7 protein-coding genes are annotated in these 17352 nt (G+C 50.7%); 4 read left to right on the top strand and 3 right to left on the bottom strand.

Features of this window, described 5'->3' with window-relative positions; translation table 11 throughout:
* The first annotated feature begins 27 nt into the window (after nucleotides 1–27).
* Nucleotides 28–3177, top strand: coding sequence for an alpha/beta hydrolase family protein (locus tag SH302x_RS05160; protein WP_479367659.1), 3150 nt, complete (start codon nucleotides 28–30; stop codon nucleotides 3175–3177).
* A 69-nt stretch (nucleotides 3178–3246) separates the two neighbouring features.
* On the opposite strand, the gene SH302x_RS05155 is transcribed toward SH302x_RS05160, so the two are convergent.
* The 3 genes from SH302x_RS05155 to SH302x_RS05145 form a co-directional block, all read right to left on the bottom strand.
* A complete protein-coding gene (locus SH302x_RS05155) occupies nucleotides 3247–4107 on the bottom strand; it encodes a ParA family protein (protein ID WP_479367658.1) in 861 nt (286 codons plus the stop codon).
* Between the two features lie 41 nt (nucleotides 4108–4148).
* The gene (locus tag SH302x_RS05150; protein ID WP_479367657.1) at nucleotides 4149–4754 is read right to left on the bottom strand and encodes a DUF4254 domain-containing protein; all 606 of its coding nucleotides are present in this window, start codon (nucleotides 4752–4754) and stop codon (nucleotides 4149–4151) included.
* A gap of 91 nt (nucleotides 4755–4845) precedes the next feature.
* The gene (locus tag SH302x_RS05145; protein WP_479367656.1) at nucleotides 4846–6120 is read right to left on the bottom strand and encodes a prolipoprotein diacylglyceryl transferase; all 1275 of its coding nucleotides are present in this window, start codon (nucleotides 6118–6120) and stop codon (nucleotides 4846–4848) included.
* 207 nt (nucleotides 6121–6327) lie between these two features.
* On the opposite strand from SH302x_RS05145, the gene SH302x_RS05140 reads away from it, so the two are divergent.
* From SH302x_RS05140 to uppS, 3 genes are all read left to right on the top strand, one after another.
* Complete coding sequence (locus SH302x_RS05140) at nucleotides 6328–15006, top strand: GH36-type glycosyl hydrolase domain-containing protein (RefSeq protein ID WP_479367655.1); 8679 nt, start codon at nucleotides 6328–6330, stop codon at nucleotides 15004–15006.
* 246 nt (nucleotides 15007–15252) lie between these two features.
* Nucleotides 15253–16569 carry an adenylosuccinate synthase gene (locus SH302x_RS05135; RefSeq protein ID WP_479367654.1) on the top strand — a complete coding sequence of 439 codons (1317 nt, stop codon included), beginning with the start codon at nucleotides 15253–15255 and terminating at the stop codon, nucleotides 16567–16569.
* Nucleotides 16570–16586: 17 nt separating this feature from the next.
* Nucleotides 16587–17303: an undecaprenyl pyrophosphate synthase gene (gene uppS, locus SH302x_RS05130; RefSeq protein ID WP_479367653.1), complete on the top strand. Its 717-nt coding sequence runs from the start codon at nucleotides 16587–16589 to the stop codon at nucleotides 17301–17303.
* The last annotated feature ends 49 nt before the right edge of the window (nucleotides 17304–17352 follow it).

Raw genomic sequence — 17352 nt, 5'->3', positions numbered from 1 at the left:
CCACTTCCCCACCTTGGAGCTCGCGTCATGGCGATTGCTAATCCTGCCCACACGGGCGACCGTCCCTATATTTGGTTGCTATGTTTTGTCTTGGCACTCAACTTATTGTGTGTTCAGTCGGCTGCGCAGGAAGACAGCCTGGAACGCTTCTTCGCTGCGCAAGTGGAACAAATCGAGCAACAAACGGCAGCAGAACTCGCTGGCGTTAATCCAGAGAACTGGTCGCAGATTCAGCAGCAGTGGCGATCGGAACTCCGAGAGATGCTTGGTATCTCCTCCGATCTTCCTCGCGATCCGATGCAATTGACGATCACCGGCAGCTTGGCAACTGAACAAGTTCAAATCGACAAACTACATTACCAATCTCTGCCCGGATTGTACGTAACCGCGAATTTATACAAACCTGCTGCGTCACCGCCCAGCGAAGGTTGGCCAGCAGTTTTATATGTTTGTGGCCATTCAAAGAACACAGCCAACGGACGACTGCTTGGAAACAAAACGGGTTACCATCATCACGGGCTTTGGTTCGCGCGTCATGGAATTGTATGCTTGACCATCGATACGATCCAATTAGGCGAATTGCATGGCGAGCATCATGGAACCTACCGCTTGGGACGCTGGGACTGGATCAACCGTGGGTACACGCCTGCTGGCGTCGAAACATGGAACGCCATGCGCGCCATCGACTTATTGGAAACACTTCCGTATGTAGACAAGACGAAAATTGGCATCACCGGGCGCAGTGGCGGTGGGGCCTACAGTTGGTTTACAGCAGCTTTAGACGATCGCATCAAAGTAGCCGTACCCGTCGCTGGAATCACCGACTTGCGCAATCATGTCAATGATCGATGCGTGAATGGTCATTGCGACTGCATGTACTTCGTGAACTACTACGGCTGGGATTATGGCAAGCTAGCAGCTTTGGTTGCGCCCAGAGCATTGTTGCTAGCCAATTCCGATAATGATTCCATCTTTCCTTTGGACGGCGTCATGCGAATCCACAACCAACTGCAGAAGCACTACAGCAATCTGCAATCGTCAAAGAATTACGGTCTTTTAATCACACCCGGGCCTCACCAAGATACCCAAGAACTGCAAGTCGGCGCATTCAAATGGCTGCTGACTCATCTGACGGGAGAAGTTCCCGTGATCGAAAAGGCTGCCACCAAGGATCTGGAGCCTGCGGCCTTGTCGGTTTTTTCAACGTCGATCCCACAAGATGAAACGGTCACATCACTGCCAAGCTATTTCGCTTTACCGCTCCGAGTTGCAAACCCAGCGAGCTCACTAGCGAGCTTTCAAAGTGACGTTTTACCCTGGCTGAAACGCTATCGCATTGTTTCTGATTCCAACCAGCCTTCACAGCAAACTACTTTGTTGAGCGAGCGGCAGTTAGGCCAGTACCAGCTTCAAGTCTTCCAAATTCCTGGAGGCGAAGACTACTTGATTGGAATTGGTCGCGATTCGACAGCTCCGACCGTGCTGCAAACGGATCAACTAACCACGCCGGTGCATCTAACAAATTTAGAGAGCTTGTTTGACGACGAAACCCTAAAACTTTGGCTTGACGCGTTTCCTGATTCATTCCATTACTTTGTTCATTCAACGCCTGCGAGCGCCTTTCGTAAAAACGATGATTCGAAAAAGCGAGTTCAATATTTACGCCAGTTTTATCTGCTGGGCTTGTCTCCCGAGACATTGCATCTACAGGCTCTCCAGAGAGCCTATCAGGCGCTTACTGCAACGCTAAAGACACCCAGCATGGCCATTGCTGGATCGGATCAGCATGCGATCCTTGCCATGCTCCTAGCGGCTCAAGCTGACTCCAAAGATGGACAACTCGATCCCATCAAGATTTACGTTAATCACCCTGCAAAAAGTTTGACGGATGGAGTCGTTCTGCCTGGCTTTCATCGCATCACATCGATAGTTGAATTGACCACAGCGATTGAGTCTGCATTTCCGGTGCAACGACTTGAGCTAAAGAGCTTGCCAGCTTCTTCCCACGCAGCGAGGCCTGTGGGCCCATATCTAGCTAGCGGTTTTCAAATGGAGTATCTCCCTGACCAAACGTTCGCTGTCAAAGTCCGCTCGACGCAGTGGCCACTACCCAACCTAGGTGACTTACCTTCGATAAGGGACGTTTGGCTAGAGGGAGATAATCAAAGGGATTTTGGAACGATGTTTCGCCAAACACCAATCGCCTTTGCAGTGCCAGGCACACCGGCATTGGCCCGGGTTCTGTATCGTTCGACCAATGCGAGTTGGCAGGAGACGGACTGGGCTGTTTGCAAGGCGGATACTGACTTTACGACCCAGTTTGAACTCCAGACTTTGCTACCTGACACGCGATATGAAATCCGAGTCGAGGTGCGGTCTGCTGATAACGCAGACAATAGCAAGTCTCAATTGGCTGGTGAGTTTCGAAGTCTTCCTGCTTTATCGGACCCATCGGTTTTCAAACTTGCATTGCAGTCCACGCCCTGGAATTTTCAACAGCGAGACGGGCCGTTTGGCTTTCAAGCACATAGCAACATGCTCAATCGCAAAACGGACTATTTATTGGCAATTGAAAGCCAAGCTTCCCTTCAAGAGCAAGACCGGCTCGCACTTCAACAGTACCTGGGTTTGCCAACGACGATTGAATTCAATCGTCGTGTACCAACTGTTTTGGTTCCAAAGTTCGCTCCCACAAACCACCAGCAGCCATCGCTGCAAAGTTTAACATTAGGCCGTGACGTAGAGCTCTGGAATCTAGATTCATCATCGTTGGATGAACCTTCAAATCGCGATCGCTTCTACGCTTCTATTCATGGTTCGAGCGCAAAGATCCGCATCGTGTATTTTTCTAGTCAGGCTTACCGGCAAGCTAGTGTTGAAACTGGGGATTCAGATTTAGAAAGGTCGATGCTGCAAACGTTAGCCGGAATTGAGGCATCGGCGCGAGGCAAGATGCTGGTCGTCCATCATTTGGAATCTAGCGAACCGCTGCTAGATGATTTCGAATCAATCGCTTTACCCGATACGCGACCGCAACGCAATTTGGACGGCAACAATCCCGCGCGGCCTTATCTGGAACTGCACTTTACCAAGCAAGATTCTCGCTCAACATTGTTAGCGAATCTGATTGACGCTGCCGGCCGTGCAAGCTTGCTCCGGCAAGTGAATCTGGAGTAAAGCCGTTCGAACTGCAATGCGTGAGAAACGCTTACCTTCCGACACGCAATGTGCAAACAACACAATGACTTACGACGCGTTGATCGGTGAAGACATGCGTAGGCTAGCATCGGTTTCCGATTGCAGGAACGTCGAAGTCGTGCCAGAAGATTGCGCAAGAACTTCATAGGCTAACGCTAGGTAGTCTTCTGCGCCGTGCGATGTTGGTGCGTATGCGAAAATAGACTGGCCGAAGCTAGGAGCTTCCGCTAGACGGATGTTGCGACGAATCTTGGTTTCAAAGAATCGTGCATCAGCCCAAGTGGAAGAGTTCGCCGATTGATGCTCGATGAACTCAGCAACATCTTTGGTTACTTCTGCAGCCAGCCTTGTTGCCGTTTCATACATGCACAAGACAATACCGCTCAAACGAAGTTGGCCATTAAGTCGCTTGGCAACAATTTCGATGGTCCGCAACAACTTGCTGAGCCCGTGCAGAGCGAGAAAGTGAGGCTGCAACGGCAAGAAGACTTCATCGACCGCCGTCAACGCATTCAAAGTCAGCACGCCCAACGATGGCGGACAGTCAAAAATCATGAAGTCATACTCTTCACTCGATTCTTCGAGACGGTCTTTCAAGATCGTCTCGCGTCCAACTTCATTTGCTAATTCCAACTCCGCTCCTGCCAGATCTAAACTGGCAGGGACAACAAACAAACGCTCATTAATTTGTTGGCGCACCGAGTCGATCGATGCGTTCCCACACAGCACTTCATAAATCGAATTATCGCTATGTGCGACGACTCCTAAATGCAAAGACGCATGAGCCTGCGGATCGAGATCGATCACGCACACCTTTTGACCACAGTCAGAAAGCGCTGCAGCAAGATTTACCGAAGTCGTGGTCTTGCCTACGCCCCCTTTTTGATTCAGCACTGCAATCCGTCGCATTTTTCTATCCTGCTTTTAAGTTTTCCAGAATTACCAAGGAACTAAGCCGACTGGCGAAGCTGCTGCTTGTACAAGTAAGGATTCATTGTCGGATCGTTGTACATCTTGAACTGCCGATACGTGCGGTGGCGTTTGACGCCCGCTTCGATATCCGCTATCAGTTCCATAAAACATGTTTGAAGATCTTCGCGCTGCAATCGGCAGATCGCTAGCCGGTTTGCGACTTTCTCGCGATGATCCTCATCGCAGTCGGTGCGCTGCAATTGTTCTTCCAAATGGTAGATTCGCAACGCCATGATCGACATACGATCTACGATTGAACCAGGTGTTTCTGAGTTTTGTCTAGCATTCGGTGCAGCTTGAATTCCACGCTCCGATACTAAGACAGATAGAAAGTCATCGAACTTTTCGATCCAATCATTCCGCTGTTGATTCAGTTTATCAATCGCTCGTTTTACATTAGCGATTTGCGTATCTGACACCTCTTTGCTGCGAGCGATATCCTCTTCGTGCCATAGATCGTAATTGTAGCGGTGCTGCTGACATGCGATCGCCATGATGCCAGCGAGACTGTTTTCATAGGGTGACTGATGCCAAAGTGCTGTCGTGGAGATTTGCATTTCGGCAATCGACTTAATATCAATCATGTCGTTGTTGATTGGCGTAACTAGAGTGTTGGGTCGATACGGTTGCGGCTATGCTGACCGCAACTGTTGTAGACGATTTGGAACCTGCCGTTCAAGATGGATTCGTTGGGTTTCCAGAAATAACAGCTAATCGGGAGCTGGCGTCCTTTCGAGCTCGCTGGGCACTTAGCAACAACAGCGCGACGCCAACTAGGATACCAGCAAAACTGACCCACTGACCGATACTGAAGGTCGTTCCAAACTGTCCCGCTTCATCTATGCGGATAAATTCTTCGATAATGCGACTGAAACCATAAAGGACAAGCCCCATTCCGAAGATGTAGCCACGACGAGCATAATACAGAGCGACGCTGGCTAACACCCCGCACAACAAGAATGCATTCACGGCAGCATACACCTGCGATGGATGGACCGGCAGACTTCGCTTAGGCAGTATGCTTCGATGAACTCCGCCCGAATTAGTGTACACAACGACCACCTCGGGTGGACTTGCAGGACTTTGTAGGTTGGGATAGCTTTCGAAAGCTAACTGGTTACCCGGCATGATGCCTTGTTTTGCGGCCCAACCGTCGGGCTGGACCGATTCTGCGACAAAACTAGTTTTGGATCGCTTGAGTTTGGCATCTAATAAGGCACCCGTTTCCAACTGATCCATATAAGGCGGCGAACCTGGCGGAAAGACAATCGCAGGCAAGTCCTGCATACAAACTCCGCCGTAACAGCAACCATTAAACAAACATCCGATGCGACCAAGCGCAAGCCCTAAAAGAAAAGGCGGCGTGACGATATCCGCAAGCATGAGATAAGATCGCCCTCGAAGATAGCACCACAATCCAGTGGTCAGCAGTCCGCCGATCATCCCACCGTAAACCACCAGCCCGCCTTCGGTAAAGCGCAGGGCCTCGGCCAATCTTCCCGCCAGAGTGCTAGCTTCAAACTCCTCCCACTTTTGCACAACGTAAAAGAGCCTCGCGCCGCCAATGCCTCCGATCATGCCCCAAAAAGCCAAGCTAAACAGAATATCTAGATCGATTCCAAAAGGCTGACCGCGGCGGTAAGTCCAGTAGCTTCCAGCGACCACGCCACTGAGCAACATTAATCCGTAGCCGCGAATGGGGAGCCCCAGCGTCATGCTTGTTTTGTCGGCAAAGGTGATTTTCGTTTCCAGTAATGGCAGCACAAAGACCACTGCGGCCGCAATAAATCCCCAAACGCCCAACGCGGAAGTCCAGTCCAAACGATGTTTTGTCCAGGCCACGATCCGCGTGGCTACCCATGCCAACACAAGAGCTAGCAATAGCCAGCCCATGCCAAAAACAGGCAGCGGACCAATTTCGTGAGGGATGTAGAAAAGTGTCGAACGCAAATGATTTCTCGCTGTGTGACTCCACACGTCACAGAAGAAAGAGGACAGACTTGCAAGCTTGTACTGCTCTTATAACAACTCTCCGGCTCTTGCGGCTACGCACGTTCCTAAAAAAGATGTCCGTCTAATGCATATAGGATCTTTTGCGGATCGCAATTATAACAATCGGGCACTGTTCAACTTGAGGTCTCCATCGCTTATCTTTGCATGCATCCGACAACACCGAATTCGTCCGCTCATCCCCACGAGCTTGTTTCTTCACAAACCATCAGCACGGAGCAACTCTGCAGCCACGCCAAGAGCTTGGCTACGGATCTTGACATCGAGCAGCCTCGCAAGCGTCGGGACGGGCGTGCGCTAATTCGCCGGTTCCGAGATAATGCTGAGCGATTAAGGTTCTTGAATCGGACTTTTCGGCAAGCCGCGCAGCAGGGAAACTACGTGCCAGCGGAAGCAGATTGGATTCTGGATAACTACTTTGTGATCGAGGAACAACTGCTTGAGATTGACAACGACCTTCCGCCGACGTACTTGGACGAACTTCCACGCATTAAAGGAGGCGAACCTCGCGTCTACCTCCTTGCGCATGAACTGGTCACGAAGCTAGACTCGGCACTCGACGAAGACTCCCTGTCGCAGTTTCTAGACAGTTATCAATCGGCAAGCACGTTATCGATTGGCGAGATGTGGGCCTTTCCCATTATGCTTCGCATTACACTGGTGGAGCGTCTGCGCCGACTGGCCGAACAACTGTGGCTCATCCAGCAATCGCACCGCTATGCCCAGCGTGTCGTCGAACGTTTCCAACGTACAGACCGTATGGATATCGATCCCTCCAAACTGATGCAAAGCGCGATTTGGATCGCACTGCAAGTCGAGCAGATTTCGGGAATGGATGCCTCACGTTTGCTTAGCCTGCTGCACAGTCGACTAAATGACGTGGGATGGAAACTATCAGATCTTGAAAAACTGCAACATCAGAGTGTGGCTAGGTCGCAGGTTTCCTTTGCCAATACCATCACTAGCATGCGACTGATGTCGGTCATTGATTGGGCCACTTTTTTTGAAGACCACTGCGTGGCTGAAAAGACCTTACGCAAGGACCCGGCGGGGATTTATTCACTTTGCGATCAAACCACTCGCAATCGATATCGAAATTCCGTGGAGAATCTTTCCAAGCGAACAGAGTACAAGGACCACGAAGTTGCTGAGATCGTCATTGATATTTGCAAGCACCATAAAGGGGTCACTCATTCGGATTGTGCCATTGAATCCCATGTCGGTTACTGGCTGATCGACAAAGGATTGGGGCAGCTTGAGAACAAACTACGTTATGAGCCCATCGTGCGAGAGAAACTCGTTCGTTTCCTGCAGGCCAAGCCGTTCTCTGCGTATTTTTTCGTAATGGGTGGACTTTGGCTGATCGCCATGATGTTTTTTGGCAGCTTGTTTGCGTCCGCTGATGGAACATGGCTTGTATTTCTATCGGTCATGGCAGCTTGTGGAGTCGCGTTAACGGAACTAGCGATGCAGATTGGTAACTGGCTATTCACGCTTGTGTTGCCGCCACAAACAATACCAAAGTTGGAGCTCGAAGAAGGCATCCCGGCGCAACATCCCACGATGGCGGTGGTACCTTGTTTGTTTGGGTCACTTGCCGAAGTCGACATCATGATGCGGCGTTTGGAGAATCACTATCTTTCGAACGGCATCCCGAGTCTCCGTTTCGCATTGCTGACCGATTTTGCGGATGCGGATAGCGAGACCACAAAAGCCGATGAAACGATACTTAAGGCCGCCGTTGAACGCTTACAATTGCTGAACCATCGATACGGCACTCATGGAAAAGGGCCATTCTACGTTTTCCATCGCAAACGTAGTTACAACGCTCAAGAAGGAAAGTGGATGGGGTGGGAACGCAAACGCGGCAAGCTGATGGAGTTTGGGCGATGGCTGTTAGGCGATCCGAGCATCGACTATTTACTGGCTGAAGGCGATCTTGAGGCGATGGCGAATTTCCAAGGCTCCAACGCCGCCCCCTTTGTAATCACGTTGGATGCAGACACGCAGTTGCCGCATGGCGCAGCCCTAAAGCTAATTGGCACGTTAGCTCATCCATTAAATCGGCCTGTGTGGAACGAATCCGAACGTCGAGTGGAAAGAGGCTACGTTGTCTTGCAACCGCGCGTAAGTATCGATCTGCAGTCTCGCATGACATCAACTTTTGCCGCTTTGCATTCCTCCGGCGCGGGTGTTAGTCCTTATGTAACGGCGGCGTCAGACGTTTATCAAGACTTGTTCCAGGAAGGAAGTTTTACCGGGAAAGGCATATACGACTTGAAGACATTTGAGCATGCCTTGCAAGGTGCTTTCCCGGAAAATGCGATTTTGTCGCATGATTTGATTGAAGGAGCACACACGCGGGTCGCCATGACAAGCGATATCGAAGTCTTCGATGGTTACCCCAGCCGATATGATGGTGATGCAAAGCGCATACATCGTTGGGTACGCGGAGATTGGCAGATTCTGCCGTGGTTGTTTTCGCGCGTCCGCACAGAGAATGGTACGCGAGCCAACCCAATCAACGCGCTTTCCAAGTGGAAGATCTTCGACAACATTCGTCGCTCGGTCGTGCCACCTGCGATTGTCCTATTGCTTGGACTGGCGGTGGTATTTTTATCCAATCGCTCGCATTGGGCCGTGTTGGCAATCTTGACGATTTTCTTCGTTCCGATCTTGCTACATGCAATCTACGGAATACTCCACAAGCCGCGTCAGATTCGATTTACGGACCACGCGATGTCACTGACCCGCGCGTTCCAACACAATCTGATATTGGCTTTCTCTGACCTGATTTTCACCGGTCACAAGGCTCAACAAATGCTTGATGCAATTACCCGAACACTGTATCGCATGAATGTGAGTCGCAAGAATCTCTTACAGTGGCAAACAGCTCAAGCGGTCGAGATGGCCAACAAAGGCTCTCTGCCAAGCATGCTGGTCTATTTGTGGGCAAGCCCTGTCATTGCGGTAGTCATCGGTGCTTTCTCGGACCAACGCTCATTTTGGATCGCATTGCCGATCTTGGTTCTCTGGTTTACCGCTCCACTTGTGGCCTATGGATTGTCGCGACGCCGGCCGAATGCAAATGGAAACATAGACGCGGTAGACCAGAAGTACCTACGTCGAATCGCGCGCCGCACTTGGTCTTTCTTCGAAGCGTATGCCACCGAGGACTATAATTATCTGCCACCAGACAATGTCCAAGAGATTCCAGATGGCCGAATTGCAACTCGGATATCCCCCACTAACGAAGGCCTCTTTCTTCTCACAGCCATGGGGGCTCGTGACTGCGGTTTCGTGTCCATCACTCAACTAGCAGAAATCTGGCAAGGCAGTTGGGCATCGTGGCGACGACTAGAGACACATCACGGTCACTATTACAACTGGTATGACACGAACGAACTGAAGCCCCTGTTGCCACGCTATGTATCGACCGTGGATAGCGGTAATCTGGCAGCTTGTCTATTGGCTTGGCAATCATGCCTCACAGAGCTTGGCGAACAACCTTGCTTTCACCCGCGAATGCTGTTCGGACTGCGTGACACTTTGGATTGTCTGCTGGAAGACTTGCGAAAGGCACTCTACGGAACCACTGAGCTTTCGGCTGGATACAGTAGCCATGTTGCCTTACTGCTAGAGCAAACGGAGATTGCGCAGAAGTTTATTGAAGCGACTCTACAACGTCATGTCCGGATTCAAGAGGAGAGTGTTGAGTATGTGGATTTGAGCTTCGAACAATGGGATGCGATTTTTGTCCGACTAAGAGAACAAGTTTTGTTGCCACTGGAGCAATGGAACCTGAGTGACGTTTCCGAGTGGCTACGTCGCAAGCTCAATGCGTTGCGTCTTGCATTGATGGGTTTTGAACGCGACCTAGACCTTATCCGCCCAGTGGTTGATCGTATTAACTCGCAACCAATGCGCAGTGTTTCGCTGCGTAAATTGCTTGCAGTCTATGCTCAACATTCGCAGTGTGGTTGCGAGGCACACCAAGCCATAGAAGAAATCCTGACAAGCTTGGAATCCAATCGTATTGATGCCGAGAAAGCGTTTCTGGAAATGGACTTTAAGTTCCTACTCAATCGCAAACGCAAACTCTTCAAAATTGGCTACAACGTTGATTCCGACCGTTTTGATCGCAGCCATTATGACATGTTGGCATCGGAGTCACGGTTGGGAAGCTACATTGCGATCGGCAAAGGGGACGTACCGGCCTCGCACTGGTTCCGCTTGGGCAGACAATCGACTTATGCCGCTGGATCTATTTGCCTGGTCTCATGGGGCGGCACGATGTTTGAATATCTGATGCCCTCGCTTTTGCAAAAACATTTTGAAAGATCGTTACTGACCGAGACTGCTTTGGCGGCTATCAAGCGGCAACAACATTACACGCGGAATCGTAAGATCCCTTGGGGGATCTCCGAATCGGCCTATGCGGCCTTGAATGTTAACGGCGACTACCAGTACCAATCCTTTGGCGTTCCAGGTTTAGGTTTGAAACGCGGCTTAGCTCGGGATTTGGTGATTGCACCCTACGCCACGCTACTGACGATGGACTTAGTGCCTCAAGCGGCCGCCGACAATCTCAGGCGACTTGAGGCCCTGGGAGCACTTGGGCCCTGGGGCTTCTATGACGCGGTTGATTTCACCGCAGGTCGAGCTCCGGCCAAGCATACGCCGGTCATCGTCCGCAACTACATGGCTCATCACCATGGTATGAGTGTGCTGGCGATCATCAACTGCTTGTTTGAAGGAAAGATGCAGGAACGCTTTTCCCGCCACAGCATTGCCCGCTCGTGCGAACTGCTGTTACAAGAAAAGTATCCTACAGCAATCCCCAGAACCGAAGACCTTACACAAACGTGGGATGAGATTGCGCCCTCGCCGGTCGACAACACTTTAGTAGTGCGGCGATTTGAAAGATTTGACACTTTACGTCCACGCACGATGCTACTGGGCAACGGCGCGTTTAGCGTCATGCTGACGCATCGCGGAGAAGGGTACAGTCGCTGGAAGAACGTTTTGATCTCTCGTTGGCGGAATCGATCGCAAGCATCAGGGCAGGGGGCGTTTTTCTACCTGCGTGACCTGCACTCTGAGGAACGATGGAGCCCGACATATGCACCGCAAAATCACTCGCAATGTGATGAAGCATCCGCTACTTTTGCAATCGACAAAGCAGAATACCGCTGCCGACTCAACAATATCGAATCTCTCTTGGATGTTACCGTTAGCCCTGACAGCGATGCGGAAGTGCGTCGATTGCGTCTTACCAATCATTCGGCAGAGAAACGTCGTATTGAAGTGACTTCGTATGTCGAATTATGCATGGCCAGCCAATTAGCCGATACAGCTCATCCGGCTTTTCAAAAGCTATTCGTTGAAACATCGCGGATGGCAAACCGCACGGCGTTGGTGGCTCAGCGCCGCTCGCGGGAGGGAGCCGCATCAGACCTTTGGGTTGGACAGGTCATTTCACACGATTCCAAAACCGCTATTGCGTTTACGTATGAGACATCCCGCGAGCACTTTGTAGGAAGGTTGCGTGATGTCGATGCGCCTGTTGCCTTGCAACAGGAACGTTTGTCGAACACAGTCGGCTCAGTTCTTGATCCAATATTTTCATTTCGTTGCATCATCGATCTTGAACCCGAACAAACAATCACGCTCGCTTGTGCAACTGTGGCGTCGGAAAACAAGACCGGTTTAGAGAAACTGCTTGAATTATGGAGCGACTTCAAGACCGTTCAGCGTACTTTTGATTTATGCTGGGTTTATCAACAAGCCGAGCTGAAGGGACGACGAATTGATGCAACGCAGTCACATCTTTACCAACGACTGGGCTCTTGCCTACTGTATCCCTCTTTGGCCCTGCGTGGAAACCGTGACTCATTTGAAAACAATGAGTTATCGCAAAGCGGTTGGTGGAGATTCGGTGTCTCAGGCGACTTACCAATCTTTACTCTTCGCGTCTATTCGCTCGAAGACAAGCCGATGGTTGTCGAAATCCTCAAGGCTCAAGGTTATCTGCAAGCCATGGGGTTTGATTTCGATTTAGTGTTTGTCGATGAGAATTCGGGAAGCTATTTCAATGACGTTCGTGACATGCTAGAAGACCTGCGTTCACGCATGCTAACACCACAAAATGCGATCGGCAAAGTGGTAACGATTCCAGGTATCAACCTCAGTCAGCAAGAACGCCTCTTGATGGAGTTGAGTTCTACAATCTTTGCTGAATCAAGTGAGGGTTCGCTTGCGGCAATACTTGCAAAAGCATCAGTCTGGGAAAAAGAGCAAACGCAATTCCTCAACTCGCAGCCGACACTCGCAATTGATTACGATCCACGACATTTCGCTTCAAAATCGATTGAACCCCATCAAGCTTACTCGATGTCGGCGTTGCCAACTGTGGCCAGTTCCCCTTTGCCATCGCTTGACAATGGTTGGGGAAGCGTCAGCCACAATGAAGCAGGTTACGAAATTGATCGAACGAATCCACTTCCAACGCCCAGCCCTTGGTCGCTGATATTAAGCAACCCCATATTTGGAACGCTGCTTACTGAATCAGGCGGCGGTTATACGTGGTTTGGCAACAGTCGCCAATTTAAACTTACGCAGTGGTCGAACGATCCCGTGGCGGATCCTGTTTCAGAGGACTTGTGGATTCGCGACGAAGAGACTTTACAAGTTTACCATGCCTTTCGAGACGCAGAACAGACGCATTATCGCCCAGGTCTCGCGACTTTTCATTACCAACAGCATCAGTTGGCCTCGACAGCCGAAGTATGGGTGGACACCGAACTGCCAATCAAGTTTGTGCGATTGCGTTTCCGTAATCGAAGCGACAAGCCGAAAAAGATCAGTGCTACTTACATCGCTGACGTTGTTTTAGCCGACCACGTTGACCATTCGCTGAACTTTTTACAGTCAGGCGTTCTGAACGATCACGCCACCGTGTGGGTTCGCAACAGTTACCACGAAGATTATCCCAATGCGCGTTTTGTTTTACTGAGCGACTCAGACCATTGTTCGATGACTGGCAATCGTTTGTTTCTAAACAAAACGGCCAGTGATTCGCCATTGCCTCTGGCTATGCAAATGGCCGATTTAGACAGCGCCGACGGCATTGGTGCCGACGTGGGAGCAGCCATTCGTAGTACCGTGCAGATTGAACCTCATAGCACCGGCAGCATTTGTTTTGCAATTGCGGTTGTCCAAGACTTCAGTGAATTGCCAGCCCTTGCAACAAAACTGCGTGAACAACGCTCCAGTGATGAAAGTTTGCAAAATGCACTCTCACGGTGGCAGCAATTGACCCAGCCGTTTAACGTTCAAACACCCAATCACGCACTTAATCGTTTAGTCAATGATTGGCTTTTATATCAAACGGTAGCGTGTCGGCTGTACGCAAGAACCGCTTTTTACCAAAGTGGCGGCGCGTTTGGTTTTCGGGATCAATTGCAAGATATCATGGCAGCCGTTTACGCGGATACTGCGCTTGCTAGATCGCATTTATTGAAGGCGGCCAGCCGTCAATTCGTGCAAGGGGATGTTCAGCATTGGTGGCATGAACCGTCAGGCAAAGGCACGCGAACGCGATTCTCGGACGACCGATTATTCTTGCCCTTTGCTGCATTGCATTATGTGGCTGTCACTGGAGATGAAACCATTTGGGAACAAGACGTGAGCTTCTTGGACTCCCCAGTTCTCAGTCCAGACGAAATTGAACGGTATGAACAGCCGCAAGTCAGTCAACTGCAAGCTTCCTTCTTTGAGCACTGTGCCTTGGCGCTGGATGTTTCATTGCAATTTGGTGCTCACGGACTCCCGCTGATGGGTTGTGGTGATTGGAACGACGGCATGAATCGTGTGGGAGTGCAGGGCAAAGGCGAATCGGTGTGGGTCGCTTGGTTGTTAATTCATTTGTTGGACCGCATGCTGACGGAACAGGCCAATCGCTTGTCCAGCGACCGCAAAGCAAATTACACGGCGGCGGCAAATCAATTGCGAGCTGCCGTGGATCAACACGCCTGGGACGGCGATTGGTACTTGCGTGCATTTTTTGACGACGGATCGCCTTTGGGTTCGCAGCGTAACAAGTCATGCAAGATTGATTCGATATCTCAATCATGGGCTGTTTTGGTCCAAGGGGAAAAATCGCGGTCAAAGCACGCGTTCGAAGAAGCGATCCAACGCTTGGTGGACCATGATCAAAAATTAATTCTCTTGTTCTCACCGCCTTTTGATCGTCACGATCCAGACCCAGGCTATATCAACGCTTATCTTGCCGGTGTTCGTGAAAATGGCGGGCAATATACGCATGCCGCCGTTTGGTTGGTTCAGGCAGCAGCCGTCCTTGGGGAAAATAATCTTGCAATGCAGCTACTGGACTATTTGAATCCATTGTTGCGTTGCCAAACACCGGAATCTAGTGCGGTATACAAGCTTGAGCCGTTCGTGATAGCGGCCGACATTTATTCCAACCCGCAGCACTTGGGGCGTGGCGGATGGTCTTGGTATACCGGCGCTGCCAGTTGGATGTATCGAGTGGTCATTGAAACAGTGCTGGGAATCGAGCTCCGTGGCCGGAAGATTCGATTCAATCCTCAAGTTCCGGATGACTGGAGCGATTTTACCGTCGCCATCAATCTACCGGACAAGCAGTTCACGGTTCACTTCGTACGTAGTTCGGTTCTACCGAGTGTCGCAACGATGCCACTGGGACAGGATACTGAGCACGAATTCGACGCAGGTCGAGAGCTCGAATTGGACGCTTTGCACAGCGGGCAGACGATCCGAATTCGATTTGGGAAGAGCAGTTAGCAGTCCCAAAGAGCTGCTTTCTGACCGATCTTCGAAGCTTGCAGGACGTGGATCATGTGGTTGGATGGAGAGAAAAAACCGACGATTCCTGCCAAATGCCATGGAAATTAGACGAGGCAAGTCGAGAAGATGAGGCAAGCGGCTTGACCAAACAACCTCTCCTTCCCTAGACTTTTCCGTTTCGTTACATTGCAAGGCCGGAATGCCAGGCTTCTGTTACTTTGATTTTTAGAGAGTTTCGCGATAGTGCCAGCAACTTGTGTAATTGGACTGCAATGGGGTGATGAAGCCAAAGGGAAGTTAGTTGACCTACTAGCTCCGCAGCATGATATCGTGGTTCGCTACCAAGGTGGCGCCAACGCTGGCCATACCGTCGTATCGGGAGACCAGGTTTACAAGCTGCATCATATCCCCAGCGGCATTTTACATCCCAACGTGATGAACATTATTGCTCCTGGGGTCGTTATGGCTCCGGCAACGTTCCTCACCGAGTTGGATGGCTTGATGCAACGTGGCATGGACCCGCGAAAGAACTTGCGAGTTAGCGAACGGACGCATTTGGTCATGCCTTGGCATATTGTGGAAGATCGCATATCGAATCGACAATCCGTTTCCGGAGAAAGCATCGGTTCCACTCTGCGCGGTATTGGGCCGTGCTATCGAGACAAAGTTGGACGGACCCATGCCATTCGGTTGGCCGACATCTTGTCGAGCGATATTGATGAAAAGATTGCCAGCGTCCTAGAGTTCAAACGTAAGTGGCTTTCGTCTCTTGCCGAAGAGGGCGAATTAGAGACGTTGGATTTAGATAAGATTATCGGCGATGCCAGGAAGTGGGCTGAAGCCTTGCGGCCGTTGGCATTGGATACCACCAACTATTTGTTGGATGCATTGGACGATGGCAAACAATTGCTTATGGAAGGCGCCCAGGGCGCTCTATTGGACATCGATCATGGAACTTTTCCGTTTGTCACCAGCAGCAATGCGTCGGGAGTGGGCATCAGCGCCGGTTCAGGCGTTCCGGGCAAATGGCTAGAGAATGTCATTGGTGTAGCCAAGGCTTACAGCACGCGAGTTGGGGGAGGCCCTTTCCCGACCGAACTGCATGATGACATTGGGCAAAAGATACGCGATATTGGCCGAGAATATGGTACCACCACAGGTCGCCCACGACGTTGTGGATGGTTTGATGCGGTCGCGGTTCGCTATACCGCCCGGCTCAGCGGCATCAACACACTCTCGCTGATGATGATGGACGTGCTAGGGCATTTGGACGAAATCATGATCTGCACAGCTTACGAAATCGACGGCCAGATCGTGCACCGTTTTCCTTCGCATGTAGAGCAGTTGCGTAAGGCAAAACCGATATATGAAAGCTTCCCCGGTTGGAAGCAAGACATTAGCGGTGCTCGCAAATTGGAAGATCTGCCCGACGGCGCTATCGCCTACGTCCAGCGAATTGCCAACCTAGTCGGCGTCGATGTGGGAGTTATTTCGATTGGACCGGATCGAGCCCAAACCATATTCCTGGATCAGTCCAATCGCATTCGCGCCTCGAAGTAGTACGCGTTAAAACCATTATGAGCAATCTTGATAGCCCACAGCATGTAGCCATTATTATGGACGGTAATGGGCGTTGGGCTCAAGCAAGAGGACTTCCGCGAATCGAAGGCCATCGCCGCGGGGCTAACGCAGTACGCCAAGCGATCGAGGGAGCCATTGAGTCAGGCTGCAAGTTTCTGACGTTATATTGCTTTTCCACAGAAAACTGGAAACGACCAAAGCTTGAGTTGGATTTCCTAATGCAGTTGCTGCAGCAGTATCTGACTTCTGAACAGAACGACCTAATCAAGCAATCTATTCGTTTGAAGACCATTGGTCGTATCCATGAGTTGACACCAAAGATCCAAAAGCAATTGGCGACTGCAGAGCAGGCAACTGCTCATTGTGACCGACTAACGCTGACGTTGGCGATCAATTACGGTTCAAGGCAAGAGATTACCGATGCGGTTCGCCATATTGCAGAGGATGTATCGGCCAATAAGTTGACGGCATCGGCAATCGATGAAAGCACGATCAAGTCCTATCTGTATACCGCAGATCTGCCGGACCCCGATCTTTTGATTCGAACCAGCGGCGAGTTTAGGATCAGCAATTTTTTGCTGTGGCAACTAAGCTATGCAGAAATTGTTATCTTAGACACATCGTGGCCCGAATTTACCAAAGAACATTTCGTAGATGCCGTACAGCAATTCGGCAGACGCGAACGACGCTTTGGCGGCTTGGCATCAACTTAAAGCTCGCATTGGATTGCCGAAGTACCGATGCGCGATACATCCTATTAAT

The organism is Njordella calcicola (genome assembly GCF_056494125.1).
The sequence above is the reverse complement of the archived record's forward strand: the minus strand, read 5'-3'. Positions and strand labels throughout refer to the sequence as shown.